Origin of the sequence: Acinetobacter sp. YH12120, assembly GCF_013418795.1 — a bacterium.
GTDB classification, from domain to species: Bacteria; Pseudomonadota; Gammaproteobacteria; order Pseudomonadales; family Moraxellaceae; genus Acinetobacter; species Acinetobacter towneri.
In genome coordinates, this window is sequence record NZ_VPBI01000001.1 from 383,821 (window position 1) to 406,884 (window position 23,064).

General features: G+C 40.8%; 25 protein-coding genes and 3 tRNA genes. 15 read left to right on the top strand and 13 right to left on the bottom strand.

Annotation, left to right across the window (positions count from 1 at the left end):
* The first annotated feature begins 89 nt into the window (after window positions 1-89).
* From FTU58_RS01860 to FTU58_RS01870, 3 genes are read left to right on the top strand one after another with little or no spacing between them, the layout of a single operon-like run.
* The gene (locus FTU58_RS01860; protein WP_180061958.1) at window positions 90-1,526 is read left to right on the top strand and encodes a M48 family metalloprotease; all 1,437 of its coding nucleotides are present in this window, start codon (window positions 90-92) and stop codon (window positions 1,524-1,526) included.
* Between the two features lie 48 nt (window positions 1,527-1,574).
* A complete protein-coding gene (locus FTU58_RS01865; protein ID WP_096902524.1) occupies window positions 1,575-1,949 on the top strand; it encodes a GFA family protein in 375 nt (124 codons plus the stop codon).
* A gap of 60 nt (window positions 1,950-2,009) precedes the next feature.
* The gene (locus tag FTU58_RS01870; protein WP_004971462.1) at window positions 2,010-2,372 is read left to right on the top strand and encodes a hypothetical protein; all 363 of its coding nucleotides are present in this window, start codon (window positions 2,010-2,012) and stop codon (window positions 2,370-2,372) included.
* A 153-nt stretch (window positions 2,373-2,525) separates the two neighbouring features.
* Here FTU58_RS01870 and FTU58_RS01875 read toward each other — a convergent pair whose 3' ends face one another.
* Both FTU58_RS01875 and rpsU read right to left on the bottom strand, forming a co-directional pair.
* Window positions 2,526-2,972 (bottom strand): GatB/YqeY domain-containing protein, encoded by a 447-nt coding sequence (locus FTU58_RS01875; protein WP_154321276.1) that lies wholly within the window; start codon window positions 2,970-2,972, stop codon window positions 2,526-2,528.
* A gap of 31 nt (window positions 2,973-3,003) precedes the next feature.
* The gene (gene rpsU, locus FTU58_RS01880; protein ID WP_001136722.1) at window positions 3,004-3,219 is read right to left on the bottom strand and encodes a 30S ribosomal protein S21; all 216 of its coding nucleotides are present in this window, start codon (window positions 3,217-3,219) and stop codon (window positions 3,004-3,006) included.
* 146 nt (window positions 3,220-3,365) lie between these two features.
* Between rpsU and tsaD the strand changes: the two genes are divergently transcribed.
* Window positions 3,366-4,382, top strand: coding sequence for a tRNA (adenosine(37)-N6)-threonylcarbamoyltransferase complex transferase subunit TsaD (gene tsaD, locus FTU58_RS01885; protein WP_004971458.1), 1,017 nt, complete (start codon window positions 3,366-3,368; stop codon window positions 4,380-4,382).
* 95 nt (window positions 4,383-4,477) lie between these two features.
* Here tsaD and FTU58_RS01890 read toward each other — a convergent pair whose 3' ends face one another.
* The gene (locus FTU58_RS01890) at window positions 4,478-4,735 is read right to left on the bottom strand and encodes an EexN family lipoprotein (RefSeq protein WP_004971457.1); all 258 of its coding nucleotides are present in this window, start codon (window positions 4,733-4,735) and stop codon (window positions 4,478-4,480) included.
* Between the two features lie 354 nt (window positions 4,736-5,089).
* On the opposite strand from FTU58_RS01890, the gene FTU58_RS01895 reads away from it, so the two are divergent.
* The gene (locus tag FTU58_RS01895; protein ID WP_104851815.1) at window positions 5,090-5,401 is read left to right on the top strand and encodes a hypothetical protein; all 312 of its coding nucleotides are present in this window, start codon (window positions 5,090-5,092) and stop codon (window positions 5,399-5,401) included.
* A 76-nt stretch (window positions 5,402-5,477) separates the two neighbouring features.
* On the opposite strand, the gene FTU58_RS01900 is transcribed toward FTU58_RS01895, so the two are convergent.
* The gene (locus FTU58_RS01900; RefSeq protein WP_096902520.1) at window positions 5,478-6,350 is read right to left on the bottom strand and encodes an ATP-binding protein; all 873 of its coding nucleotides are present in this window, start codon (window positions 6,348-6,350) and stop codon (window positions 5,478-5,480) included.
* A 185-nt stretch (window positions 6,351-6,535) separates the two neighbouring features.
* On the opposite strand from FTU58_RS01900, the gene FTU58_RS01905 reads away from it, so the two are divergent.
* From FTU58_RS01905 to FTU58_RS01925, 5 genes are all read left to right on the top strand, one after another.
* Entirely contained in the window at window positions 6,536-8,062 is a 1,527-nt protein-coding gene (locus FTU58_RS01905; RefSeq protein WP_154320847.1) for a DUF3336 domain-containing protein, read from the top strand.
* Window positions 7,998-8,903: a protein kinase gene (locus tag FTU58_RS01910; RefSeq protein ID WP_218948211.1), complete on the top strand. Its 906-nt coding sequence runs from the start codon at window positions 7,998-8,000 to the stop codon at window positions 8,901-8,903. The genes FTU58_RS01905 and FTU58_RS01910 overlap by 65 nt, the downstream gene beginning before the upstream one ends.
* A gap of 117 nt (window positions 8,904-9,020) precedes the next feature.
* Window positions 9,021-9,105, top strand: a tRNA-Leu gene (locus tag FTU58_RS01915).
* Between the two features lie 33 nt (window positions 9,106-9,138).
* Window positions 9,139-9,212 (top strand) — tRNA-Trp (locus FTU58_RS01920).
* Between the two features lie 36 nt (window positions 9,213-9,248).
* Window positions 9,249-9,333 (top strand) — tRNA-Leu (locus FTU58_RS01925).
* Between the two features lie 244 nt (window positions 9,334-9,577).
* Here the strand turns inward: FTU58_RS01925 and FTU58_RS01930 are convergent.
* Window positions 9,578-9,781, bottom strand: a complete 204-nt coding sequence (locus FTU58_RS01930) for a hypothetical protein (RefSeq protein ID WP_004971452.1) — start codon at window positions 9,779-9,781, stop codon at window positions 9,578-9,580.
* A gap of 418 nt (window positions 9,782-10,199) precedes the next feature.
* Between FTU58_RS01930 and FTU58_RS01935 the strand changes: the two genes are divergently transcribed.
* Window positions 10,200-10,472, top strand: a complete 273-nt coding sequence (locus tag FTU58_RS01935; RefSeq protein ID WP_179989743.1) for a hypothetical protein — start codon at window positions 10,200-10,202, stop codon at window positions 10,470-10,472.
* A gap of 47 nt (window positions 10,473-10,519) precedes the next feature.
* Here the strand turns inward: FTU58_RS01935 and gloB are convergent, their stop codons facing one another.
* Window positions 10,520-11,251: a hydroxyacylglutathione hydrolase gene (gene gloB, locus FTU58_RS01940; protein WP_179990106.1), complete on the bottom strand. Its 732-nt coding sequence runs from the start codon at window positions 11,249-11,251 to the stop codon at window positions 10,520-10,522.
* Window positions 11,252-11,460: 209 nt separating this feature from the next.
* Window positions 11,461-12,696: a pyridoxal phosphate-dependent aminotransferase gene (locus tag FTU58_RS01945; protein ID WP_004971448.1), complete on the bottom strand. Its 1,236-nt coding sequence runs from the start codon at window positions 12,694-12,696 to the stop codon at window positions 11,461-11,463.
* Window positions 12,697-12,849: 153 nt separating this feature from the next.
* Here FTU58_RS01945 and msrB point away from each other — a divergent pair, with 153 nt between their 5' ends.
* Together msrB and FTU58_RS01955 are read left to right on the top strand one after the other, a co-directional pair.
* The gene (msrB, locus tag FTU58_RS01950) at window positions 12,850-13,269 is read left to right on the top strand and encodes a peptide-methionine (R)-S-oxide reductase MsrB (RefSeq protein ID WP_096902313.1); all 420 of its coding nucleotides are present in this window, start codon (window positions 12,850-12,852) and stop codon (window positions 13,267-13,269) included.
* The gene (locus FTU58_RS01955) at window positions 13,266-13,745 is read left to right on the top strand and encodes a glutathione peroxidase (RefSeq protein WP_096902294.1); all 480 of its coding nucleotides are present in this window, start codon (window positions 13,266-13,268) and stop codon (window positions 13,743-13,745) included. Before msrB ends, FTU58_RS01955 begins: the two co-directional genes overlap by 4 nt.
* Window positions 13,746-13,818: 73 nt before the next feature.
* Here the strand turns inward: FTU58_RS01955 and dapC are convergent, their stop codons facing one another.
* The 5 genes from dapC to FTU58_RS01980 form a co-directional block, all read right to left on the bottom strand.
* On the bottom strand, window positions 13,819-14,988 hold the full coding sequence (dapC, locus tag FTU58_RS01960) for a succinyldiaminopimelate transaminase (protein WP_004971444.1): 1,170 nt from the start codon (window positions 14,986-14,988) through the stop codon (window positions 13,819-13,821).
* A gap of 20 nt (window positions 14,989-15,008) precedes the next feature.
* Entirely contained in the window at window positions 15,009-17,675 is a 2,667-nt protein-coding gene (glnD, locus tag FTU58_RS01965; protein ID WP_180061959.1) for a [protein-PII] uridylyltransferase, read from the bottom strand.
* Between the two features lie 27 nt (window positions 17,676-17,702).
* A complete protein-coding gene (purT, locus tag FTU58_RS01970; protein WP_179988445.1) occupies window positions 17,703-18,920 on the bottom strand; it encodes a formate-dependent phosphoribosylglycinamide formyltransferase in 1,218 nt (405 codons plus the stop codon).
* A gap of 181 nt (window positions 18,921-19,101) precedes the next feature.
* Window positions 19,102-19,449 (bottom strand): L-valine transporter subunit YgaH, encoded by a 348-nt coding sequence (gene ygaH, locus FTU58_RS01975; protein WP_004971441.1) that lies wholly within the window; start codon window positions 19,447-19,449, stop codon window positions 19,102-19,104.
* Window positions 19,446-20,183: an AzlC family ABC transporter permease gene (locus FTU58_RS01980; RefSeq protein ID WP_171062558.1), complete on the bottom strand. Its 738-nt coding sequence runs from the start codon at window positions 20,181-20,183 to the stop codon at window positions 19,446-19,448. The genes ygaH and FTU58_RS01980 overlap by 4 nt, the downstream gene beginning before the upstream one ends.
* A gap of 119 nt (window positions 20,184-20,302) precedes the next feature.
* Between FTU58_RS01980 and FTU58_RS01985 the strand changes: the two genes are divergently transcribed.
* Window positions 20,303-20,794, top strand: a complete 492-nt coding sequence (locus FTU58_RS01985) for a hypothetical protein (RefSeq protein ID WP_026438320.1) — start codon at window positions 20,303-20,305, stop codon at window positions 20,792-20,794.
* 127 nt (window positions 20,795-20,921) lie between these two features.
* On the opposite strand, the gene ychF is transcribed toward FTU58_RS01985, so the two are convergent.
* Window positions 20,922-22,013, bottom strand: coding sequence for a redox-regulated ATPase YchF (gene ychF, locus FTU58_RS01990; RefSeq protein WP_004971435.1), 1,092 nt, complete (start codon window positions 22,011-22,013; stop codon window positions 20,922-20,924).
* Window positions 22,014-22,281: 268 nt separating this feature from the next.
* Between ychF and FTU58_RS01995 the strand changes: the two genes are divergently transcribed.
* On the top strand, window positions 22,282-23,046 hold the full coding sequence (locus tag FTU58_RS01995) for a glutathione S-transferase family protein (protein ID WP_096902290.1): 765 nt from the start codon (window positions 22,282-22,284) through the stop codon (window positions 23,044-23,046).
* Window positions 23,047-23,064 lie beyond the last annotated feature (18 nt).

Consider the following 23,064-nt stretch of genomic DNA (forward strand, 5'->3'; position numbering starts at 1 on the left):
GTAAAAATTGATAACACATCATTGCAAATGCGTTCATTTTTCAATGTTATAGTGAATCATTATGCAAAATATGTATTTGAGATCATCCATTGAAACATCTATTACTGATCTGCGGTTTGAGTTTTGCCAGTATTGCGACAACCCAAAGTGCCAATCTAACCACCACACCACAATTTAATGTGCCTGAAATAGGCAGTGGTGTGGGATTAATTGATCAGCAAAAAGAACGCAGTATTGGTGAAAAAGTCTATCGGGAAGTGCAGCGTAAAATGCCTGTCACGCAAAACCCGTGGTTGGAAGATCAATTAATCAATACGTTTTCGCATCTACTCAGCCAAACTCAATTGGGGCAACCCATTGGGCTACTCATTATCAATGATCCACAAATTAATGCTTTTGCTGTGCCGGGTGGTTTATTTGCGTTAAACACAGGTCTTATTAATTCTGCCCGTAATATGGATGAAGTTGCGGGCGTGATGGCGCATGAAATTGCGCATGTGTCGCAACGTCATTACAGTCGCTCTCAAGAGGCATTTAAAGGACAGAGTTTGTTGGCACTCGCTGGGGTTGTGGTTGGGGCATTGGTTGCCTCACAAGCCGATGGTGATGCAGGCGCAGCGGTGATGATGGGTTCTCAAGCCGCTTTAATGGATCAGCAATTGACTTATAGCCGTAATCAGGAACGTGAAGCAGACCGTATTGGCATGCAATATATGTATAGCGCAGGCTATAACCCACAAAGCATGGCAGACTTTTTTGAGGTGATGCACCGTACTACGAGTCGAGTGAGCTTCTTACCTGACTTTTGGTTTACCCATCCCTTAACCACAGAGCGGATGAGTGAGGCGCGTTTACGTGCCAATCAATTGCCACCAGTGCCAACCTCGCTGCGTGATGAAGACTTTGAGATTTTAAAGTTATATAGTTTGGTGGTTTCGCAGCAGGCGACAGAACAGCAGCTTAAAGCATTTGCAACCCGTAACCATTTTGCGGCGAATTTGGCTTTGGCTTATTTTTATAGCCAGCAAGGCGATTTTGTTTTGGCGCAACAAAGTATAGATCAGGCCAAAAGTCACAATCGTTTACATAATTTATTGACACTTATTCAAACTGACATTTATTTAGGGCAAAATAAAATTGATTTAGCGCTCAAAACAATTGGTTCACCTGCGCGAATTATGCCTGAAAATCGTGCGCTGAATTATAAATGGGCCGAGGTTTTGATTCGTCAAAATCAAACTACGCAAGCAGAAAGTATTTTGAAGGATTTCTTGCAAAAAAATCCACGTGATTTATCGGCATGGAATTTAATGCAGCAAGCGGCAAATGTAGACCGAAGCTCTGCATTACGCACGGTAAATGTGTTACGGTATCGTGCAGAAGTACAGTATTGGTCAGGTTGGGAAGAAGAGGCAATTAAATCATTACTGCACGCGCAGCGTTTAGCCAAAGACAATCAGGCGATGTCGGCAAATATAAAAAACCGTGTGACTGAAATGCAAAGAGAACGACAGTTAAAAATATAAGTCGGGCGTACATACGGTGGCATAACAATAAAGAAAGGGAGTTTAAGAATGATTGAGGGACAATGTTTATGTGGTGCGGTGTATTACCGTTACCATGCCGAAATTGAAAAAACAATATTATGTTTTTGCCAGCATTGCCGTCGTGCGCAAGGCGGTATTATGGGATGGAATAGTCCAGTGGCACGCGAACATTTTGAAGTGGTGCGTGGCTTAAAATATCTAAAAGAATATTTTCATAGTCCCAATAAAGCACGGGTATTTTGTCAGGAGTGTGGCAGCCCGATTTATTCTTATCGGCTAGATTTACCCGATATTATTCGCTTACGCTTAGGGACAGTGACTCAAGGCAAAGTTCCCGAACCATGTGAGCAAGCATTTGCGCAATACAAACCCAACTTTTTGGCAATTGAGTCGTGTGAATAGTTATTCACCGAATATACAATGCTAAAATAGAACTTGAGTTGAAACGACCCTGACTTGAAAATGAAAAAATATATTTATTTATGCCTTACTTTGGGGATGACCTTGCAAAATGTCTATGCTGCGAGTGCAGAGCAGTATGTGTTGGCTGTTGAAGAAATTAATGCGCAATATAAACAAGATACCCGACAGTTTTTACGAGGCTTAAACCCACAACAGCAGGGTTTTAATCCGCAGCAACAGCAGCAGTTTTGCGGCATTGTTAGTCGTTATGTTGATCGTTTATATCAGGCAGCAGATGAAAACCGTGCCTATTTGGATCGTCGTTATCAGAATATTAATAAACAGGACGTGATTCAGCAGGTCAGCACATCTAAAGAAATGCAATTACTGAAAAAATATCAAGTGAACTGCGATTTAAAGTAAAAAGTTAAAGCAGAAGTGTCTAAGGGTGAATAGATAATCTATCTCATCCTAGGTTTAGCATTTTACTTAATAGCATTAGATAGAAAGATTAAAGCGGGCTTAATCTGACATTTAAATCAGTGTTCGGAGAAGCACAAATTTGGGGTGAGCTAATTAGCTTAATTTGGCTTTAATTTTGGCAGATACTTGAGCAGGATCGGCGCGCCCGGCTATGAGCGGACGCAGAGAGTTCATCACCTTACCCATATCTTTCATGCTAGTAGCTTGTTGCGCTTCAATGGTTTGCGCAATCATGGAATCAAGTTCTTCCTCAGTCATAGCTTCTGGTAGAAACTGAGATAACACCTCAATTTCGGCTTGTTCCTTACTAGCTAAATCTTCTCGGCCAGCGCCTTCAAAGGCTTTAACCGATTCTTTACGTTGTTTAATTTGCTTTTCAATGACCGCAAGAACCTGAGCATCGTCAAGCTCTTTGCGCTCATCGACTTCGATTTGCTTAATTGCCGCCTGTAGACTACGAATTACCGTTAACTTATGCATTTCTTTGGCGCGCATTGTCGCTTTCAAAACGTCAGTAATTTGGTTTTTCAAAGTCGTCATCATTTAATCCAGACAGGCAATCACAAATTAATTAGTAAAGGCGAGTAGTACGTACTGATTCACGCGCCAATTTCTTTTGGTAGCGTTTAACAGCAGCAGCTTTTTTGCGCTTACGTTCTTGAGTTGGTTTTTCGTAGAATTCACGCTTACGTACGTCAGCTAAAACACCTGCTTTTTCGCAAGAACGTTTGAAACGACGGATAGCTACGTCTACTGGTTCGCCTTCTTTCAATTTAACTTGTGGCATGAAGAATCCTCATTAAGTTATGGATAAGATCTGGGCGAAATTGCCCACGATCACAAGTGAAGGTCAGTATTTTACTCATTTACATCTCATATCACAAGTCTATAATAGGTTTCGCAATAGAATTGATACAGGTTATAGGCAATTTAATGATCGTTTTAGGCTTAGAAACATCTTGTGATGAAACAGGACTTGCACTGTATGACAGCGAGTTAGGTTTGCGCGGGCAAGTACTGTATAGCCAAATTAAATTGCATGCAGAGTATGGTGGTGTGGTACCCGAACTGGCTTCACGTGACCATGTGCGCAAACTTATTCCTTTAATCAATCAATTGCTTGAGCAGAGCCAAGTCAAAAAATCTGAAATTGATGCAGTGGCTTATACCCGTGGGCCGGGGCTAATGGGCGCACTCATGACAGGCGCATTATTTGGACGAACTTTAGCTTTTGCCTTAAATAAACCTGCAATTGGGGTGCATCACATGGAAGGGCACATGCTTGCACCATTATTGTCTGCGACACCGCCAGAATTTCCGTTTGTCGCTTTATTGGTTTCGGGTGGACATACACAGCTCATGGCAGCTTATGGCATTGGCCAATATGAATTGTTAGGCGAGTCGATTGATGATGCTGCAGGCGAGGCTTTTGACAAAGTTGCCAAAATGATGGGTTTACCGTATCCGGGTGGGCCAAATATCGCCAAACTAGCTGAACAAGGCGATGCCAAAGCTTTTGAATTTCCACGTCCAATGTTGCACCAAGGCTTAGAATTTTCATTTAGCGGTTTAAAAACTGCGGTTTCAGTACAAATGAAAAAGTTAGGTGATGAAAACCGTGATGCCGATATTGCGGCAAGTTTCCAAGAAGCGATTGTTGATACTTTGGTGAAAAAATCGGTAAAAGCTTTAAAACAAACAGGTTTAAAACGCTTGGTGATCGCGGGTGGGGTGAGTGCAAATACTCGGTTACGTGAGCGTTTAGAAGCAGATTTAGCTAAAATTCGTGCAACGGTTTATTATGCAGAACCTGCATTGTGCACCGACAATGGTGCAATGATTGCTTTTGCGGGCTATCAGCGTTTAAAAGCAGGGCAGCAAGATGGTTTATCGGTTACGACTACACCACGTTGGCCGATGACGGAGCTTACCAATCCAACTGCGGGTTAAGTTGTTCGTAGCATAAAATCAATCAGAGGCAATAATCTGCCTCTGACTTTATATGCTAAATTTTTACATTAATATTAGAAACGAATACTTAAGACTTAGCGAACTGCGTCCATTAAACCTTTGGTAAGATCTTTCATCATGCCTTGCATCACAGCATTCCCTGCATTTGTACAGTTTTCTAATTTTTTACCTTCTAGTGATTTACCTTGATTGGCCATTTCTTCGCACTTCTGCAAAACTTTTTTAGCTTCATCTAAGTTCTCGGCATAATACTCTTGCGTTTTCACTTGTGTACATGCTGTAAGCGTTGTAATTAAACTTACTGTAATTAACAAATTTTTAAATTTAAACATTATTTTTTAACCGTTGTTTGTTTTAAAGAGATTGCATCTTAAGCGAATAATGGGTTCATAAAATAATACAATGGACTAAAGTTGATCTTATTAAGTAAAATTAAATAATTGCAATATAAATATTTTTAATTTTTTTGAAGTTTTATAGTCATATTCTATCCCAAACTTTATTTCACGTATTGGTTTCAAATAGAACTGCTTTATTTTTTTTGTGCACTCATCCTACAATTTATAGAAATCCATAAAGTAGCTGACAGCAGTATTTAAATCTGTGAATCCTGTCCAATTGTTGTGTTTTCAACTTTAAACTATGATTTTTGGTAGATATTTAATATAAAACTAATTGAGATAAACATGCGATTTAAAAATACATTTTGCATTATTTGTGTGATGGGGATGATGGTATTGACCGCTTGCGAGGGCGCTGAGTCAATACAGCAAAATATAAATAGTACAGAAAATCAGCCGAGTTCAGTGACAGCCCAACAGGTCGAAGTACCGACTCGTTTGACTACTGTAGCAACTCATCCTTCGGCTATCACACCTGAAGCGACAGTACCGCAAGAAGTATATGTAGGAGAGCCGACTGTGGCAGAAATGCAGGCGCATGGCGAAGAATTTTATAAAGACACATTGGCACGGATTGCTGCAGAACAAGGTCAGTAGTCGCTCAGTCATTTAGCGCGTTTAAATAGAGTGGGTTGCTGACTATCTTCTATATGCAAACAACCCATTAAAATATTTAAAGTGCTTTAAGTTGCTGCGAGCCAATCCAGTGTTTAGAAAATTGATAGGCAGCACGCCCTGAACGCTGTCCACGTGCCTGACACCATCTTAATGCTTCTGCACGTACTTCGGCAGTCATTGGCATTTCGGCTTTGTGTAAATAATGCTCCACAATTTCTAAATATAGATTTTGATCCATTGGATAAAACGACAGCCATAGACCAAAGCGATCAGACAGTGAAATTTTCTCTTCAATTGCTTCTTGAGGATGCAACTCAGTATATTGCGGTACATCTACACGAGTGACAGGTGTATTTTCATGCATAAATTCAGGTAATAGATGACGTCTGTTACTGGTTGCATAAATAATAAAATTACTGGAACCTGATTGTAATGAACCATCTAAAACACTTTTTAAACTACGATAATTTTCATCTTCTGCGTTAAAAGCTAGATCATCACAGTAGACAATAAATTTTTCAGGACGATGCTGAATGATTTTTTGAATTTCTGGCAATTCAGACAAATCATCGCGTTCAATTTCAATTAAACGTAATCCTTGATTGGCATACTCGGTCAATAGGGCACGTACAATAGATGATTTTCCCGTACCGCGTGAGCCTGTAAGTAACACATCATTGGCAGGTAAGCCATTTAAAAACTGCAAGGTGTTTTGAATGACTTTTTCTTTTTGCTTTTCGATGCCTTTTAAATCATCTAAATCAATTTTTCTTGGTTGTTGAATCGCTATCAATTGTCGATCTTGCCATTTGAATGCGATGGCGGAAAAGTCGGTTTCTTGTTTTAAAGCAGGTAAACTTTGCTGTAGTTGTTGGAGTACATGAGAAAGTGATAATAAGATGTTGTCGGGTAAATCTAGGTTTGCCATGATAATTCAGCTTAAAAAATGCAGATCAGATTGCTACACTTTAAGACTAGCGCAATTGACCTAGATTTGACAATCAAAGTGTGAATCGAGTCATTGACGCGTATTACAATTTTTTAGATATTGTTGTGTATAGTAGGCATAGGCAAGCGTAGTGCTGCGAATAAACCAACGGATTGAGGAATGCTATGTTATTTAAAGATTTCACCGAAGATGTTAATCCGCATCAAGCCTATCGCATAAAAAAACTCAAGCGCCAAATTCAAAATGCCGAATCGTATGAAGAATGGAAAAGTATTGCCATTCGTATAGATGAAGAAACTGGTGCGCAAGAATGGAAATATGACAACAGTTCGCCATATTTTGATGCGGAAATTATCTCGCATCGTTTAAATTTATTACGCCGTTATCGCACCACCGAACGCAGTCACGATTTAATTTATATTTTGCGTGAAGGTTTAACTTTTGACATCGCCAATATTGCCCATCCGATGTTGTTTACTGCAACCTATGTGGGTACTAAAAAAATTATTGAAGATTATGTGGATGAAGTCAGTAAAAGTTTGGCTTTTGTCGCTTCAGATGAATGTCAGGCTTTAACCAAAGTAGAAAAAATAGAGTTTTTTCAGCAATGCCAAACTGCATACGGACAACCTGCCTTGATGTTCTCTGGTGGGGCAACGCTAGGTTTGTTTCATACAGGTGTTTGTAAGGCCTTACTTGAACAGGATTTAATGCCTAAAGTGCTGTCGGGTTCGAGCGCGGGTGCAATAATGACTGCAATGCTAGGCATCGCAAAACCTGAAGAAGTACAGCATATTTTGGGTGGTGAGTCATTTTTCCACGAAGCATTTCAGTTTAGACAAATGCGCGAAATTCTTAAAGGCAATGGTGGAATTGCCGATGTGCATTATTTAAAAAAATTCCTGATCAAAAACTTGGGCGATACCACGTTTGAAGAAGCTTTTCAAAAATCAGGTTTGCATATTAATGTGGCGGTTGCGCCTTATGATGCATCGCAAGACTCACGCATTATGAACAGCTTCACTGCGCCAGATTTGTTGGTTTGGAGTGCGGTGTTGGCCTCGTGTGCTGTGCCAATTTTATTTCCACCAGTACGTTTAACCAACAAGCGTTATGATGGCGAACACACTCCATATATGGGTAAAACCCGTTGGGTGGATGGCAGTGTGCGTAGCGATTTCCCACAGGAAAAAATGGCACGTTTGTATAATATTAACTACACCATCGCCAGTCAGGTCAATCCGCATGTAGTGCCTTTTATGCAGGATGATATTAAGCGTTATCGTAAAGATATGCTGAGTTGGCCAGAACGGATTATTCGTCGTCAGGGCAAAGTCATTAGTCGTGGGGTAATGGATTTTGTACGTGAGCGCGCAGGAGCTGTACCGCCAGTGCGTCGTTTGCTAGATCATGGCTATGGCATTGTCGATCAACGCTATTATGGTGATGTGAATATTGTAGGAAGCTATAACCTGCGTCATTACAGCTATATGTTGCAAAACCCGAAACCACATTTATTTAAAATTTTACAGCGTGAAGGCGAGCGTGCGACTTGGCCGAAAATTTCATCAATTGAAACGCATGCACGTGTCGGTAAAACTTTGCAACATTGCTTAGAGTTATTAAATGTACCACAAGAGGTATCCACCGAAGTCGCAGCAGAAATGCGCACTGGCGCAAGTGTTGTTTAATGTTTTAAATTTGGATGTTCAACAGTTAGATACTGCGCAGTTCGAGCTGCGCAGTAAAGCGCAAAGTTTGCAATATGGTCGGCATATCTATCGTTTTGAACATCAAGGGCAGTTTTATTGGCTGAAAGCCCAACAACAAGGTGTTCATGCGACAGTAGAGCAGGGTTTTGCACAAGAATGGAACTTTTATAAACAGTACGCGCAATCATCATATTTATCTTTTTTATTGCCATGTGAATTGATGGATGCTGCACCCATTCATATTCAGTCGCAGGGTAATTCACATGACATTTCATCGCATTATTCACAGGTCTATTCACGTGCTTTAATTTTACCTGAAGCGCAAGCTGTTTTTGTGATGGGTAATTTACCTGAATATACAGAAGCGATTAAACACATATTTTTGCGTGTCTTTGAAGCAGTGGAAGCATTACATCAATTAGGTTGGATTCATGCTGACTTAAAAGCTGAACATATTGTGCAGTTGGATGGGCAAATCAAACTGTTAGATTTTGAGCAAGTACAGCAAATTGCAGATATTCAATGTCAGGGGATGACTGCAACGCCACGTTATATGGCACCAGAATTATTTCACGGACAGCTCAAAACTGCACAAAGTGATATTTATGCTTTAGGCATTATTTTTTATGAATGGTTAACGCAACAACGCTTGCAGGCAAATAGTTACCACGATTGGGCGTATTTACATTGTCAAAGATTGCATATCCAACTTTCTACGCATCTACAAGCATTTTTACCACTGCTGAATCACATGTTGGCAAAGTCCTATTCGCAGCGTGCAACGAGTATTGCAGAGTTGAAATTATGGCTTAGTGGCTGAATATGCTTAAGAAAAAATCAAAAAATAGTTTTTTGTTTTTTATTTAAACAGTCATTGTGCTTTTTTATAAAAAAGGCTTGTCATCAGGAAGTGATCTCTATAATATACACAGCCATCGGGGACGTGGCGAAATTGGTAGACGCACTGGATTTAGGTTCCAGCGCCGCGAGGTGTGAGAGTTCGAGTCTCTCCGTCCCCACCACTTAAATATCAAGTCAGCTTGATTTTAAGTTACAGAGGATTGGTGTAATGGTAGCATGACGGTCTCCAAAACCGTTCGTCAAGGTTCGAATCCTTGATCCTCTGCCAAATTAAAATCCAACAACTCAGTTGGTACCCGATGTTGGGGACGTGGCGAAATTGGTAGACGCACTGGATTTAGGTTCCAGCGCCGCGAGGTGTGAGAGTTCGAGTCTCTCCGTCCCCACCATACATTAAAGAGCAAGGCAATGACCTTGCTTTTTTATTGCCTGTTATTTTAGCTTTAAATCATTGCATCTCTTTGACAAGGCTTAGATGTATTTTAAGATTTAAAGTTCAGTATAAAAAAAAGCCCATAAACAGGTTATGGGCAAGATCATCTTTAAGTGTTGATGAAATACGATTTGAATTTTTATTTTTGCATCCTATCAAGTTCAACCGTTATCGCATACTTATCTATATTGTATAAGTACTTATGCTTTTAAATGGTCTTCAAATTCCTCGCCTAATTTCATTGCTAAAGCATTACCAGAAAGCTCGCAAGTGACCAAACCATATTCTTTTTGAAAGCTAAATGTGAAACCGTGACCATCCGCCAAATTTTTGACTGAATAACCTAATTTTTCTAACCAAATACGAAACGCAATTAAATTTTTTGCTTTAACAACTTTTTTCACGAGAGAACTCCTATCCATTTATTTAATTATTAATAGGGATATTTCTTGAATTTTTAAAGGGCAGAAATGTATTTCTTTGACATTTTTTTCACTGATTTTTAGAAATCTAAAGTCCTTTTAAGCAATTAGAATATTTTAAAAGAATTATTTATTTGTAAATTATTGATATTTATTATTTTAACTGAGGTGGCGTAATTAATTTTAAGGTCTTAGATATATTGCCAAAAGATGACTTAGAAATATTTTGTTAATGATTTTTAGTTTTAGGCTGTATTTATTTTCAGCATGAACATATGGGGATTATCCATTTTTTATGCCAAGCTTTAATTTAATGCAATGGAGATCAGTATGGAGCATGTCGGTACCAAATAGACATTAGCTTATACTATGGTTGAGTTTGAAGGTTTGGAAAATAGACATGACTGCACAAACAATCCAACAGCAGGTTGAGCACATAGTGAAGCAGATGCAAAATCAAGGGCTAGAGCCTGTTGCCGTGATGCTTGGGCATGAAGATTGGTTGCTATTTTCTTCACAATCCAATGTGGCTTATACGCCTTTTGGCAGTGCACGCCGTTATCAGCCCGCATTGTCCAATTTGCTTTTGGTGCGGGTCGATGAAATGAATGCTGTGCGTGTGGTGACACAAACTCAATTAGATGAGTTTGCTGCTAGTAATCAAATTTTATAAGCCGAGAAAATATGAAATATCATGCACTTTCTTATCCAAATTTCAATTTAAAAGTTGTCTTTGAGTTCACGTAATTTCTGAAATTCTTCGACACTTTCGGCCCTTAAAAATGGATTAGTTTCCAGTTCTAGTTCGATGCTGCTTGGCAAAGTGGGTTGATTAAGCATGCGTAAACTTTCAATTTGTTGATAACGCTCTTGAATGGCAACATTGTCGGGTTCTACATGCAGTGCAAATTGTGCATTCGCCAATGTATATTCATGGGTGCAATATACTCGGGTACGCGGAGGCAGCGCTGCCAAGCGGTTTAAAGATTGATACATTTGCAAATATGTACCTTCAAAAACACGCCCACAGCCCATCGCAAATAAAGTGTCGCCACAGAACAATACATCCAACGCATCTATAAAATACACAATATGCCCCAAGGTATGTCCCGGAACGGCAATAACATCGACCTGTAAATCATGAAAATTGATATGGTCTTGGTTTTGTAAAGGATGCGTGATAAACGGAATTTTGCTCAATTCTTCACGTGGCCCATAAACAGGTAAATTACGTTCTGCAATGAGTTCAGGCACACCGCCAATATGGTCTTGATGCCAATGCGTCAACCAAATTTGCGCGATCTCTAAACCATGATTTTGGCAAAAACCTTCAACAGGTTTGGCATCAGTTGGGTCAACCACCACCACTTGTTTGCTGGCACAATGTTCAAGCAACCAAATATAGTTTTGTGATGGTTTCTGCGCATCAATAAGATGAACTTGGTAGTGCATGCTCAGTTCCTGAAACTTAATCGCTTGTGGCTATTACAGCATGCTTTTGCGGGCGTGTAAAAGTGTATCCCCAAGTGTCTGAGTATCGCTTTGCTATGTGACCACTTGATGATGAACAAGAGATGTAAAGATAAAATAGAAATAAAAATCAAATCCATAAAAAATGCCGTGTTTAACACGGCATTTTACAACAGAGATTCGGTGAAGTCTTAGCGGATTTTTGCCAAGAAACGACCTAAACGTGTCATTGCTTCACGTAATTCATTTTCTGCTGGCAAGAACACCACACGGAAATGATCAGGCGTTGGCCAGTTAAAACCTGTACCTTGAACCAACAAAACTTTTTCTGCTTTGAGTAAATCGAGCATTAACTTTTCGTCATCTTCAATTGGATAGACGTTTGGATCAAGTTTCGGGAAGCAATACATTGCACCCTCAGGTTTGACACAAGACACGCCAGGAATGTCGTTCAGCATTTCCCATGCAATGTTACGTTGTTCGTATAAACGACCACCCGGACGAATCAAGTCATTGATAGACTGATAACCACCCAATGCTGTTTGAATCGCGTACTGCGCCTGATGGTTGGCACACAAGCGCATAGACGCCAACATGTCTAAACCTTCAATGTAGTCTGCAGCGCGTGATTTATCGCCTGTAATCGCCATCCAGCCTGAACGGAAGCCCGCAATGCGATACGATTTAGACAAGCCATTAAATGAGATACAGAGTTGATCACCCGCTAAAGCTGCAACCGCAACATGCTCAATGCCGTCATAAATAATTTTGTCGTAAATCTCATCGGCAAATAAAATTAAGTCATATTTTTTTGCCAATGCTACAATTTGTTCCAACACATGACGTGGATAAACCGCACCCGTTGGGTTATTCGGGTTAATAATGACAATACCGCGCGTATTTGGCGTGATTTTGCTTTCCATATCGGCAATGTCTGGATACCAAAAGTTTTCTTCATCACATTTGTAGTGAATAGCAGTACCGCCCGATAAATTCACTGCCGCAGTCCAAAGCGGGTAGTCAGGCATTGGTACCAGCATTTCATCGCCATCGTCCAACAAGCCTTGCATCGCCATAACAATCAGTTCAGACACGCCGTTGCCTATATACACATCATTGACATGCATATCGAAAATGCCTTTTTGCTGATAGTACTGACAAATCGCTTTACGCGCAGGGAAAATCCCTTTGGAGTCGGTATAACCAATCGCATTAGGCAAATTCAATGCGACATCATTAATAATTTCCTGTGGCGCTTCAAAACCGAATGGGGCAGGGTTGCCAATATTCAGTTTAATAATTTTATGACCGGCCTCTTCCATTTCATTGGCCGCTCGTAACACAGGTCCGCGAATGTCGTAGCATACATGCTCAAGTTTTGATGATTTTTTTATTTCGCGCGGAGTCGTGTTACCTAGTACGGACATAGTTCCATCCAATGATTAGAAGATAAATAAATTATAGATTACTGAAATATCACAATCTATGCTGAAATTTAGCTAGATATTTTGCAAGGTCTAGCGTAAAAATGGAAGTACTGAAGCATGACACTGAATGTCAAAGATTTAAAGGAGTTAGTGATGGGAAAACTCAATAAAACAGACCGAGAATGGCAAAGAGAGTTATCACCAGAGGAATTTCGGATTACACGTCAAAAAGGCACGGAGCCTGCTTTTACGGGGAGATATTGGAATACTAAACAAGAGGGGATTTATACCTGTCGTTGTTGCGGTACAGCGCTATTCTCATCTGAAACAAAATATGACAGCGGTAGCGGTTGGCCAAGTTTCTATCGTCCAATCCAGCCTGGGGTGATTGAAGAACATCAGGATGGTTCGCACGGCATGCAGCGTACTGAGATTGTTTGTCATCATTGTGACGCACATTTAGGGCATGTTTTTGATGATGGTCCACAGCCAACAGGATTGCGCTATTGTGTCAATTCGGCTTCTTTAGAACTCAAAACACAAGAAAAAAATGATGAGGGAAATTATCCATGACCAACATTTATCAGTTTGAAGCTGAGTTGTTAGATGGACAAAATAAAGCCTTTAGCGATTATGAAGGGAAGGTTTTGTTGATTGTAAATACAGCCAGCAAGTGTGGTTTTACGCCTCAATTTGCGGGTTTGGAAAAGTTATACCAACAATATAAAGACCAAGGTCTGGAAGTTTTGGGCTTTCCGTGCAATCAGTTTGGTGGGCAAGATCCAGGCTCCAATGAGCAAATTGGGAGCTTCTGCCAAAAAAACTATGGTGTCAGTTTTCCAATGTTTAGCAAAATTGATGTGAAAGGTCCTGAAGCACATGCGATTTTCCGTTACCTGACCAATAACAGTAAAGGTATTTTGGGCAACGGAATTAAATGGAATTTCACCAAGTTTTTAATTGGCAAAGATGGCAAGGTGTTGAACCGTTTTGCTCCGACCACAAAACCTGAAGATTTGCAGGCGGAAATTGAAAAGGCTTTACGATAAAGGCTTGCGCTTGTGCAAGTAAGATAATTAAGGCGATCAGATGATCGCCTTAAATTTAATTGAAATCATTAACTTATAAAATCGCTTTAAGACGTTGAATTACTTGTTCACATTGCGCCAAATCTGCAACCAAAGCTAAGCGAACATGGTTTTCACCCGGGTTACCTTGTGCGGTTTCACGAGATAAATACCGACCTGGCAGCACTTTAATATGGGCTTTTTCCATCAATATTTTGGCAAAATTTTCATCATGGTCGACTTTGAGCCAGTAATAAAAACCTGCATCTGGTTTTTTTAATGGCAGTAAATGCCCAAGTTCCGTTTGGAATAATTCAAACTTGGCGCGATATTGTTGACGATTATCTTCAACGTGCTGTTCATCATCCCAAGCTGCAATAGATGCCAATTGATGTTGTACAGGCATTGCCGCACCATGATAGGTACGATATTGCAAATAAGGTTTTAATAAGTTGGCATCGCCCGCAACAAAGCCTGAACGCATGCCGGGTAAGTTTGAGCGTTTAGACAAAGAATGGAATACGATGCAGTTTTTGTAGTCATCGCGTCCAAGTTCGGCACAGACTTCCAGTAAACCTGTAGGCGCTTGGTCAAACCATAATTCTGAATAACATTCATCAGATGCAATGACAAAATTATATTGATCTGACAGGGCAATCAGCTTTTTAAATTGTTCTTTTGAAAGGACAGCACCCGTTGGATTTCCCGGTGTACAGACAAATAATAAAGCAGTTTTTTCCCAGACTTTTGCAGGTACAGCATCAAAATCACCCAAGTAATTATTGTCTTCGGTGCAATTGATGAAATAGGGTTGAGCACCTGCCAATAAAGTTGCCCCTTCATAAATTTGATAAAACGGATTGGGCATCACTACATAAGGCGCATCTTCACGTCGAATCAAGGCTTGTACAAAGGAAAAAATCGCTTCACGTGTACCTGAAACGGGGAGAACTTGAGTGTCTGGGTTAACTTGTTTTAAATGAAAGCGTTGTGTCAGCCAATGGGCAATGCTGTGACGTAATTCAGGCAGACCTTTGCTGTTCGGATAAGTCGATAAATGCTGAAAATTATCAATAATGGCTTGTTTGACAAATTTAGGTGCAGGATGTTTAGGTTCACCAATAGACAGTGGAATTAACGGCAAATTTGCAGGTTGTACGTCCTGAAATAGTTTGTTTAGCTTTTCAAAAGGGTAAGGATGTAATAAGGACAAACTTGAGTTCATGGATGTTCCGTAAATTGAAGTTAATGTTGACCACAGACCTGATTAGAGGCCTCATCTAAAGCAGCTTTGAGCTGGATTGCAAAGGTATCTGCTTCAGACTTTGTCATTGGGTTGCCATCTTTTTTGGTGACGAAGAAAATATCTTCGGCACGTTCGCCCAGGGTGGCAATTTTGGCGGAGTGAATATCTAAGCCTTGCATCATAAACAAGCCGCCAATTTTGGCGAGTAACCCGGGATGATCTAGTGTGGCAATTTCGACCATGTTTTGATTCAGCGCTGCATTGAAAGTCACTTCTACTGTATTTTCAATGTCAAAATGACGTAATTGACGCGGAATGCGGCGTTGCATCAGACCCGGATATTTATCTGACTGGCTCAAGGCATTCACTAAAGCCTCAATCACCATTTCTTCACGTTCAGGGTCTGTTAAGAGTGTGCCAAAACGGTCTAAGACCACGTAAGTATCCAAACTAAAGGCTTTGGTCGCAGTAATAATTCGTGCATCCTGAACGTCAAGGTTCATGCGGTCTAAAATAGCGACAGTTGTGGCAAATAGGTTGGGTTGGTCTTGCGTGTAAATAAAGATTTGTACTGCGTCTTGTGCTGATTTTCGGTGCGCGCGCATGAGCACTAATGGTGCAGGATTATCGCCATGCTCCAAAATCGCGCGGGTATGCCATGCAATTTCATCGGCAGATTCTTTAATAAAGTATTCATCGCCCAGTTCTTGCCAGACTTTTTCAACAGCACTGAGTTCAAAATCTTTAACCAGTAACTCGCTTGCCGCAAATTTGGTGTCTTCAATCAGCATTTGATAATCGACGGGACGCCCAAGTCCTGAGCGAATGACATCACGCGCTTGCGTATAAAGTTGGCGCATTAAGGATGCACGCCATGAGTTCCAGAGTGTTGGATTAGTCGCATTAATATCAGCAACCGTTAAGGTATAGAGATAATCTAAATGCTCCATATCTCCCATTTTTTCGGCAAATTCCTTGACCACATCGGGGTCAGAAATATCTTTTTTCTGTGCTGTGACTGACATCAACAAGTGATTTTTGACTAACCATGCCACAAGGTTACATTCACGTTCAGTAAATCCGTGTTTACGGCAAAACTCGATAGCATCTATCGCACCAAGTTCACTGTGATCACCACGACGACCTTTAGCAATATCATGGAAAATCGCAGCCAAATAAATAATGTCACGACGGGCTAAACGTTGAAATACCGAGCTGACCACAGGAAAATCTTTCACAAATTCAGGTTCTTTGAAGCGGCTTAAATTGCGCAGCAATAGTAGAGTGTGGGCATCGACTGTATAAATATGGAATAAGTCATATTGCATTAAGCCTGTAATTTGTCCAAAAGCCGGGATGTAATTGCCCAAAACGCCTAAGCGTTTCATGGTCACCAAGGTATTATACAAGCGGTGCGGTGAGCGCAAAATTGCCATAAACAGCGCTTGATGCGTTGTATCATCACGGAAACTTTGGTCAATACGCTTGGCTGCAAGTGTCAGCAGGCGCAGTGTTCGTGCGCGAATTCCTTCAATTTCAGGACGATTGGCCAATAAATAGAAAATTTCTAAAATTGCGCTTGGTTTTTCTGAGAAAATTTTGTGGTGCTGCACGGCAAGTTTGCCATCGACCAGTTTGAAATTTTCATTAATTTCTTCAATGTTACGTTCATAATTAGGCAAACGCGGGGTAATGACCGACTCATTAAAATAGGCCAGCAACATTTCATTTAAAGTGGAAACTTGCTGTGCAGAGCGATAATAACGCTTCATAAATTGTTCAATCGGGTAATTTTGCGGTTTACCTTCTTCTCGAACATAGCCAAAAGTTGCTGCAATATCTCGTTGATAATCAAACAATAAACGGTTTTCATCACGTTTGGTTAAACGATGGAGATGATGACGGATTTCCCATAAAAAGCTTTCGGCTTCTTCAAGTACACCCAATTCAAATTCTGAAATAAAACCTAAATGCACCAAGTCGTAAATACGATTGACGCGAAAATGGCGTTTGGCAATCCAGCCAATTTGGTTGATGTCACGAATACCGCCCGGAGCATTTTTAATATCAGGTTCTAAATTACTTTCGGTGTCATTGTGCTGCGCGTAACGCTTGCTTTGCTCCTCCATTTTGGCATCAAAAAAGGTTTTATCTGTCCAAGTTTGCGAAACAATACGACGCGGCCATTTGGCAAGCTGCTGATTTCCTGTAATTAAACGCGCTTCAATCAAGGCAGTTGCAACAGTTAAATCACTGGTTGCCTGAATCACACAGTCTTGAATAGTCCGCACGCTGGTGGCAGGTTTAAAGTTGCCAACATCCCATAAAGACGAAATAAAGGTCGAAATAAGTTGTTCTTGTTCTGATGTGATTGCATCTTCCGACAACACCATAATATCGACATCGGAATAGGGCAGCATTTCTTTACGCCCATAGCCGCCCACTGCAAATAGGCTCAAATCGGTTTTGTCTAATTCAGCATGTTGCCATAAGAAAGTGAGCGCTTCATCAATCAGGTTAGAACGCGCCAAAATCACTTCACGAATGGATTGTCCATTTTCAAAACATTGTTGTAGCTGATTTTCGACATCGGTGCGCCATTGGTTAATGGCCTGAATGTCATGGTTGCTTTTTACATAATTCAGCAAGGGTAATGTAATGATCATGGACAATTCCGTTATGCAATGACGAGCTTAATTTTGATTTTCGTTTAAATGAACACGAACAGTGTCCGCAGTCTGCTGAGCTAGCTCACGCGCTTGCTCTGTGGTTTCTGCTCGCGCAGTGGCAACGCCCATACGACGACGTTCAAAACCTTCAGGTTTGCCAAATAAACGTAAATCTGTATCGGGATGTGCTAATGCAAGATTCAGGCCAGAAAATGAAAGATTTGTTGCATCGACACCTGCATAAATCACTGCACTGGCTGCAACGCTATGGCGTGTGGTATTGACAGGTAAGCCTAAAATCGCGCGGGCATGTAATTCGAATTCACTTTGGAATTGTGAAGCCAATGTCACCAAACCTGTGTCGTGTGGACGTGGAGAGACTTCACTGAACCAGACTTTATCGCCTTTCACAAACAGCTCTACACCAAAAATACCGCAACCACCTAAGGCAGTAGTCACTTTGTGTGCAATTCGTTTGGCTTCAGTCAAGGCAGCATCACTCATGGCTTGAGGTTGCCAGCTTTCTACATAGTCGCCTGCATCTTGACGGTGACCAATTGGGTCGCAATATGAAGTTTCAATCGCACCAGTTTCTGGATTTTTAGCACGTACGGTTAATAAGGTAATTTCAAAATCGAAGTCAATTTGTGATTCAACAATCACAGTGCCTTGATTGACGCGTCCGCCAGTCTGGGCATATTCCCAAGCTGCATCAACTTCATCAAAGCAGGTGACACGCGATTGTCCCTTGCCTGAAGATGACATCACAGGCTTCACAAAGTTTGGATAACCAATGTCATCACATGCAGCGCGGAAAGATTCGAGAGAATTGGCAAAGCGATAAGCGGATGTCGGCAAACCTAATTCTTCTGCAGCCAAACGACGAATGCCTTCACGGTTCATGGTCAAATTTACCGCTTTGGCAGATGGAATCACTGTTGCAATATTTTGCGCTTCAATTTCAAGTAAAACTGATGTCGCAATGGCCTCAATTTCAGGCACAATTAAATTGGGTTGAATTTTTTCAATCAGTTGTTTTAATTCTGTGGCATCTGCCATGTTTAAAGTATAAGCATAATGTGCGACTTGCATGGCTGGCGCATGGTCGTAGCGATCGGCGGCATGTACTTCTACGCCTAAGCGTTGCAGTGAAATTACCACCTCTTTACCGAGTTCCCCTGAACCCAATAGCAAAACTTTAAAAGCAGAAGATTGAAGGGGAGTACCAATGGTCACGCTCATGTGAATCGTCCTTGCTAAAGTGGGCTTTTAGCATAGCAGAACTGTTCCATGAGTTAAGCCCTGTTTGCAACAAAATCATGATTTTGTCATCTACTTATATTGCATTCAGTGCTTTAAAGCAGTTAAGGCTGAATCCTGAAATAGATCATTTGGACGATTCAACCTCTAAATTTCAGCAACATTAGAACGAAAATGGCACATAAGTATAAATTAAACCATAGGTGATGGCTGCGGTAAGCGTTGCAGGTACGATTTTCTTAAACTTAAAATACAAACCTGTCAGCACTAAAAAGCCAATCAACATCGCAAAACTTTTATTGGGTGTTTCAAGCAAAGGTGGCAAGGTTGCAACCACGAGCATAGAGCTAATTGCGGCTATACCAATGCTGCCCAAAGCGATTTTAAGCCATAAAGCACCACGTTGCTGTGAGCCTTGTTGAAACTTTTGAATCACAAAAAATGGCCCAAAACGTGAGGCGAAGTTTGCGATACCGACCATAATACCGACCAAAATAATTTCTAAACTCATGATTTTGCTCCTGTATGTTCAGGGTCGGGTTGTTTTAAAACATAGTGTTTAAATAATCCCGCCAAAATACCTGAAGAAATCCCAATAAAAATTGCAGCAGATAAGTCAATAAAATAACAAGCTACGGCAGATACTAGAATGGTGATTCCCACGACAAAGGTGTGTTTCTTTTCAAATGCTGCCAATAAGAAGCTAAGAAATAAAGCGGGCAATAAAAAGTCGAGCGCCGCTTGCAAAAACTGTGGCATTTTAGTGACTTGATCGGCAAATAATCCGCCTAACAAAGAGCCTAATGCCCAAGACAACCAACTAAATAAACTCAGTCCAAGCATCCATGATTCAGACCATTCCTGACGGCGCTGTGACAGTTTAATCATGCCTGAGGCAAAAACTTCATCGGTCAGACCCCATGACCAAATTGCAGTTTTTTTGAGGTTTAAACGATCTTGAATCAGGTTTTGTAAGGCTGGGCCGTAAAGTAAATGTCGAATATCCAAGGCGATTACCGTTAATGCGGTCATCCAGATTGAAGTTCCACTGCCCAATAAGGCAACGACTAAAAATTGACTCGCCCCTGCATACATCGAGCAAGATAAAAATAAGGCTTCCCATGCGCTAAAGCCGAATTGAGTTGCAGAAACACCAAAAGCAAAAGAAACAGGCAGATAGGTGAAAATAATCGCCTGACTATCTTTTGCACCTTGCCAAAAACTTGCTGCGGGCGCAGTTTGAATATTGTGTACGGACACGACACACCTTGTGGGAGAAAGTTGAACGATGGGTCAAATGAAGATTGTGTATTATACTTGAATTCATTAGCATGATGCCGAATTGTTTGTATGGGCGAACCGATATGTTGAAATTGAAAACACCTGTAATCCTGCTTGCTTCAATGTTATGCAGTAGCCTGTTATTGCAAGCGTGTAGCAATGACAACAACCCGCAAAAAACAGTAGAAATTAAGCCTGCGCCAAAACTCACCAATGATGCGACTGTGTATGCGCAAGCCGCGTGGGAATTAATGAATGAAGTTGAGCCGTACGTGTATCGTAAACAGCGTAACTTAATTGAAGATAAAGTCCGCAAACCTGCCCGTAAATTAAGTACCGACTGGCGTATTAATGTCAAAATGACCGACTCTGTAACGGAAGGGAAATATGCGCTGTGTCGTAAGGCTTTGACCAGTTTGGAAATTTGGGCACGTGCGACGATTGACAGTTCAAGCAGTCTTGCACAAAAACAAGCTGATTATGAACGGGATAAAAAACAATGTGCTGATGCTTTGGCGCATCCTGAATTGGGCAATACTGACCCGAAACAAAAGGGCAATGTGGTGCAGTCTTAATTGAGGTTGTTCTGCATTAATGTGATGCGGAATCGCCCATAAAAAAACCTCGATGTAAGCATCGAGGTTTTTTTATTGAATCAATGCTCGGCTGTAAGCATTGTTCTAAAACTAAACATAAAAACAATTAAACATTAAAACGGAAGTGTAAAACATCACCGTCTTGTACGATATAAGTTTTACCTTCCAAGCGCCATTTACCTGCTTCTTTTGCACCTGCTTCGCCGTTGTATTGTACGAAATCCTCATAAGCAATACATTCTGCGCGGATAAAGCCTTTTTCAAAGTCAGTGTGAATTACGCCTGCTGCTTGTGGTGCAGTTGCACCTACTTTCACTGTCCACGCGCGGACTTCTTGTACGCCTGCAGTAAAGTAAGTTTGCAGACCTAACAGCGCATAACCTGCACGAATCACTACGTTCAGCCCTGGTTCTTCCATACCAAGAGCTTCTAGGAATTCTGCACGGTCTTCATCTTCAAGTAATGAAATTTCGGCTTCAATTTGGTTGCATAAAGGCACCACAATCGCATTTTCTTCTGCAGCAAGTTTTTTGACTGCATCTAAGTGCGGGTTGTTTTCAAAGCCATCTTCTGCCACGTTCGCAATATACATGGTTGGTTTTAAGGTTAATAAACCAAAACCACGAACCAATTTGCGTTCATCGTCATCTAAATTGGCTGCACGTGCAGGCTTGCCATCATCCAGTAAAGGTTGGATTTTTTCTAAAACGGCTTTGGTCGCTACGGCTTCTTTATCGCCACCTTTGGCAGATTTTGCTAAGCGTGTAATGGCTTTGCTCACCGTTTCTAAATCGGCCAACGCAAGTTCGGTATTGATGGTTGCAATGTCATCTAATGGGTCAATTTTACCATTTACGTGAATGACGTTTTCATCTTCAAAGCAACGAACTACATGCGCAATCGCATCAGTTTCACGAATGTTGGCAAGGAATTGGTTACCTAAACCTTCACCTTTAGATGCACCTGCAACCAAACCTGCAATATCCACAAATTCCATCGTGGTGGGTAATACACGTTGCGGATTTACGATTTCCGCCAATTTGTCCAAACGTGAATCTGGCACAGGTACAATGCCTGTATTTGGCTCAATGGTACAGAACGGGAAGTTTTCCGCTGCAATTGCAGCTTTGGTTAAAGCATTAAAAAGCGTAGATTTACCAACGTTTGGCAGGCCCACAATACCACAATTAAAACCCATGAATAACTCACAACGTGTTATTTAAAAATTAGGCACGATTTTACATGAAAGGGCAGATAAAGTCAGGTCATCGGACAGATGTTTCTCCAATCTAGCGTGCTTGATGCTGTACGTTGAATTTCTTTTCGGAATTGATTTTGAATTGCTGACTGTTTCGCCTGAATTTTGAATAAAAAGTACATTGTAATTATAAGAGGCTATGACTAAAGTATGACAAGCACAGTATTGATACTGCTTTGGATATCAAAATTTTAAATATGGAGATTTTATGCGCATCTTATACCAGTTTCCTTTGTCTCATTTTTGTGAGAAAGCTCGCTGGTTATTGGATCATAAAGAGTTAGATTATGATGCGCAAAACTTAATTCCAGGCGTGCATCGCGCTTTTGCCCAATTAAAAACAGGGCAAAATAAATTACCTATTTTACGTGATCAAGACCGCTGGATAGCAGATTCGACTCAAATTGCTTTATATCTAGATGATATTTACCCCGAACATGCCTTGTTACGCAGTGATGCCGAACAATATAAACATGCGTTGGCCATAAATACTTTGGCTGATGAATTGGGGCAGCATGTGCGTCGATGGGGGTTGGCGCATGCATTATCTGAAAGTGAAGAACCTTTGGAAATTTTAATTGGCGAAAAAGGCTATTTGCGTCAATTTTCTAAATATTCCAAGCCAATTATTAAAGCCTTGGTGTCTAAGGGCTATCAGCTCGATCAAGATAAAGTTGCAGAATCCAAACAGCGGATGGATGAATTAATTGTCATTTTAAATCAGCATTTGATTGATAATTACGGGCGTTATTTTGTGGGTGAGCGTTTAGGTTTGGCCGATATTTCAGTGTGTTCGATGCTTGCACCTATTTTGGAAATTTCTGGAACGCCGTGGGAAAAAGAACATGATGAAGTGATTTCTGAAGAATTTAAAGATTATAAAAAATATTTGCTGGATTTACCTTTAGGGCAATATGTTTCTCGTATTTATCAAACTGAGCGTAATGCACGTGTAGATTGGCGCGGTATTTAAATGTTATCGCCTCAGATA

Excerpts from the sequence above, each read along its gene's own strand:
- FTU58_RS01900 (WP_096902520.1), bottom strand. The coding sequence starts at position 6,350 with ATGGCAAACCTAGATTTACCCGACAACATCTTATTATCACTTTCTCAT.
- FTU58_RS01865 (WP_096902524.1), top strand. The coding sequence starts at position 1,575 with ATGATTGAGGGACAATGTTTATGTGGTGCGGTGTATTACCGTTACCAT.
- ygaH (WP_004971441.1), bottom strand. The coding sequence starts at position 19,449 with ATGAGTTTAGAAATTATTTTGGTCGGTATTATGGTCGGTATCGCAAAC.
- FTU58_RS01890 (WP_004971457.1), bottom strand. The coding sequence starts at position 4,735 with ATGTTTAAATTTAAAAATTTGTTAATTACAGTAAGTTTAATTACAACG.
- dapC (WP_004971444.1), bottom strand. The coding sequence starts at position 14,988 with ATGAACTCAAGTTTGTCCTTATTACATCCTTACCCTTTTGAAAAGCTA.
- FTU58_RS01875 (WP_154321276.1), bottom strand. The coding sequence starts at position 2,972 with ATGACGACTTTGAAAAACCAAATTACTGACGTTTTGAAAGCGACAATG.
- glnD (WP_180061959.1), bottom strand. The coding sequence starts at position 17,675 with ATGATCATTACATTACCCTTGCTGAATTATGTAAAAAGCAACCATGAC.
- rpsU (WP_001136722.1), bottom strand. The coding sequence starts at position 3,219 with ATGCCACAAGTTAAATTGAAAGAAGGCGAACCAGTAGACGTAGCTATC.
- ychF (WP_004971435.1), bottom strand. The coding sequence starts at position 22,013 with ATGGGTTTTAATTGTGGTATTGTGGGCCTGCCAAACGTTGGTAAATCT.
- FTU58_RS01905 (WP_154320847.1), top strand. The coding sequence starts at position 6,536 with ATGTTATTTAAAGATTTCACCGAAGATGTTAATCCGCATCAAGCCTAT.
- FTU58_RS01985 (WP_026438320.1), top strand. The coding sequence starts at position 20,303 with ATGTTGAAATTGAAAACACCTGTAATCCTGCTTGCTTCAATGTTATGC.
- purT (WP_179988445.1), bottom strand. The coding sequence starts at position 18,920 with ATGAGCGTGACCATTGGTACTCCCCTTCAATCTTCTGCTTTTAAAGTT.
- FTU58_RS01945 (WP_004971448.1), bottom strand. The coding sequence starts at position 12,696 with ATGTCCGTACTAGGTAACACGACTCCGCGCGAAATAAAAAAATCATCA.
- FTU58_RS01935 (WP_179989743.1), top strand. The coding sequence starts at position 10,200 with ATGACTGCACAAACAATCCAACAGCAGGTTGAGCACATAGTGAAGCAG.
- tsaD (WP_004971458.1), top strand. The coding sequence starts at position 3,366 with ATGATCGTTTTAGGCTTAGAAACATCTTGTGATGAAACAGGACTTGCA.
- FTU58_RS01870 (WP_004971462.1), top strand. The coding sequence starts at position 2,010 with ATGAAAAAATATATTTATTTATGCCTTACTTTGGGGATGACCTTGCAA.
- gloB (WP_179990106.1), bottom strand. The coding sequence starts at position 11,251 with ATGCACTACCAAGTTCATCTTATTGATGCGCAGAAACCATCACAAAAC.
- msrB (WP_096902313.1), top strand. The coding sequence starts at position 12,850 with ATGGGAAAACTCAATAAAACAGACCGAGAATGGCAAAGAGAGTTATCA.
- FTU58_RS01955 (WP_096902294.1), top strand. The coding sequence starts at position 13,266 with ATGACCAACATTTATCAGTTTGAAGCTGAGTTGTTAGATGGACAAAAT.
- FTU58_RS01995 (WP_096902290.1), top strand. The coding sequence starts at position 22,282 with ATGCGCATCTTATACCAGTTTCCTTTGTCTCATTTTTGTGAGAAAGCT.
- FTU58_RS01895 (WP_104851815.1), top strand. The coding sequence starts at position 5,090 with ATGCGATTTAAAAATACATTTTGCATTATTTGTGTGATGGGGATGATG.
- FTU58_RS01910 (WP_218948211.1), top strand. The coding sequence starts at position 7,998 with ATGTACCACAAGAGGTATCCACCGAAGTCGCAGCAGAAATGCGCACTG.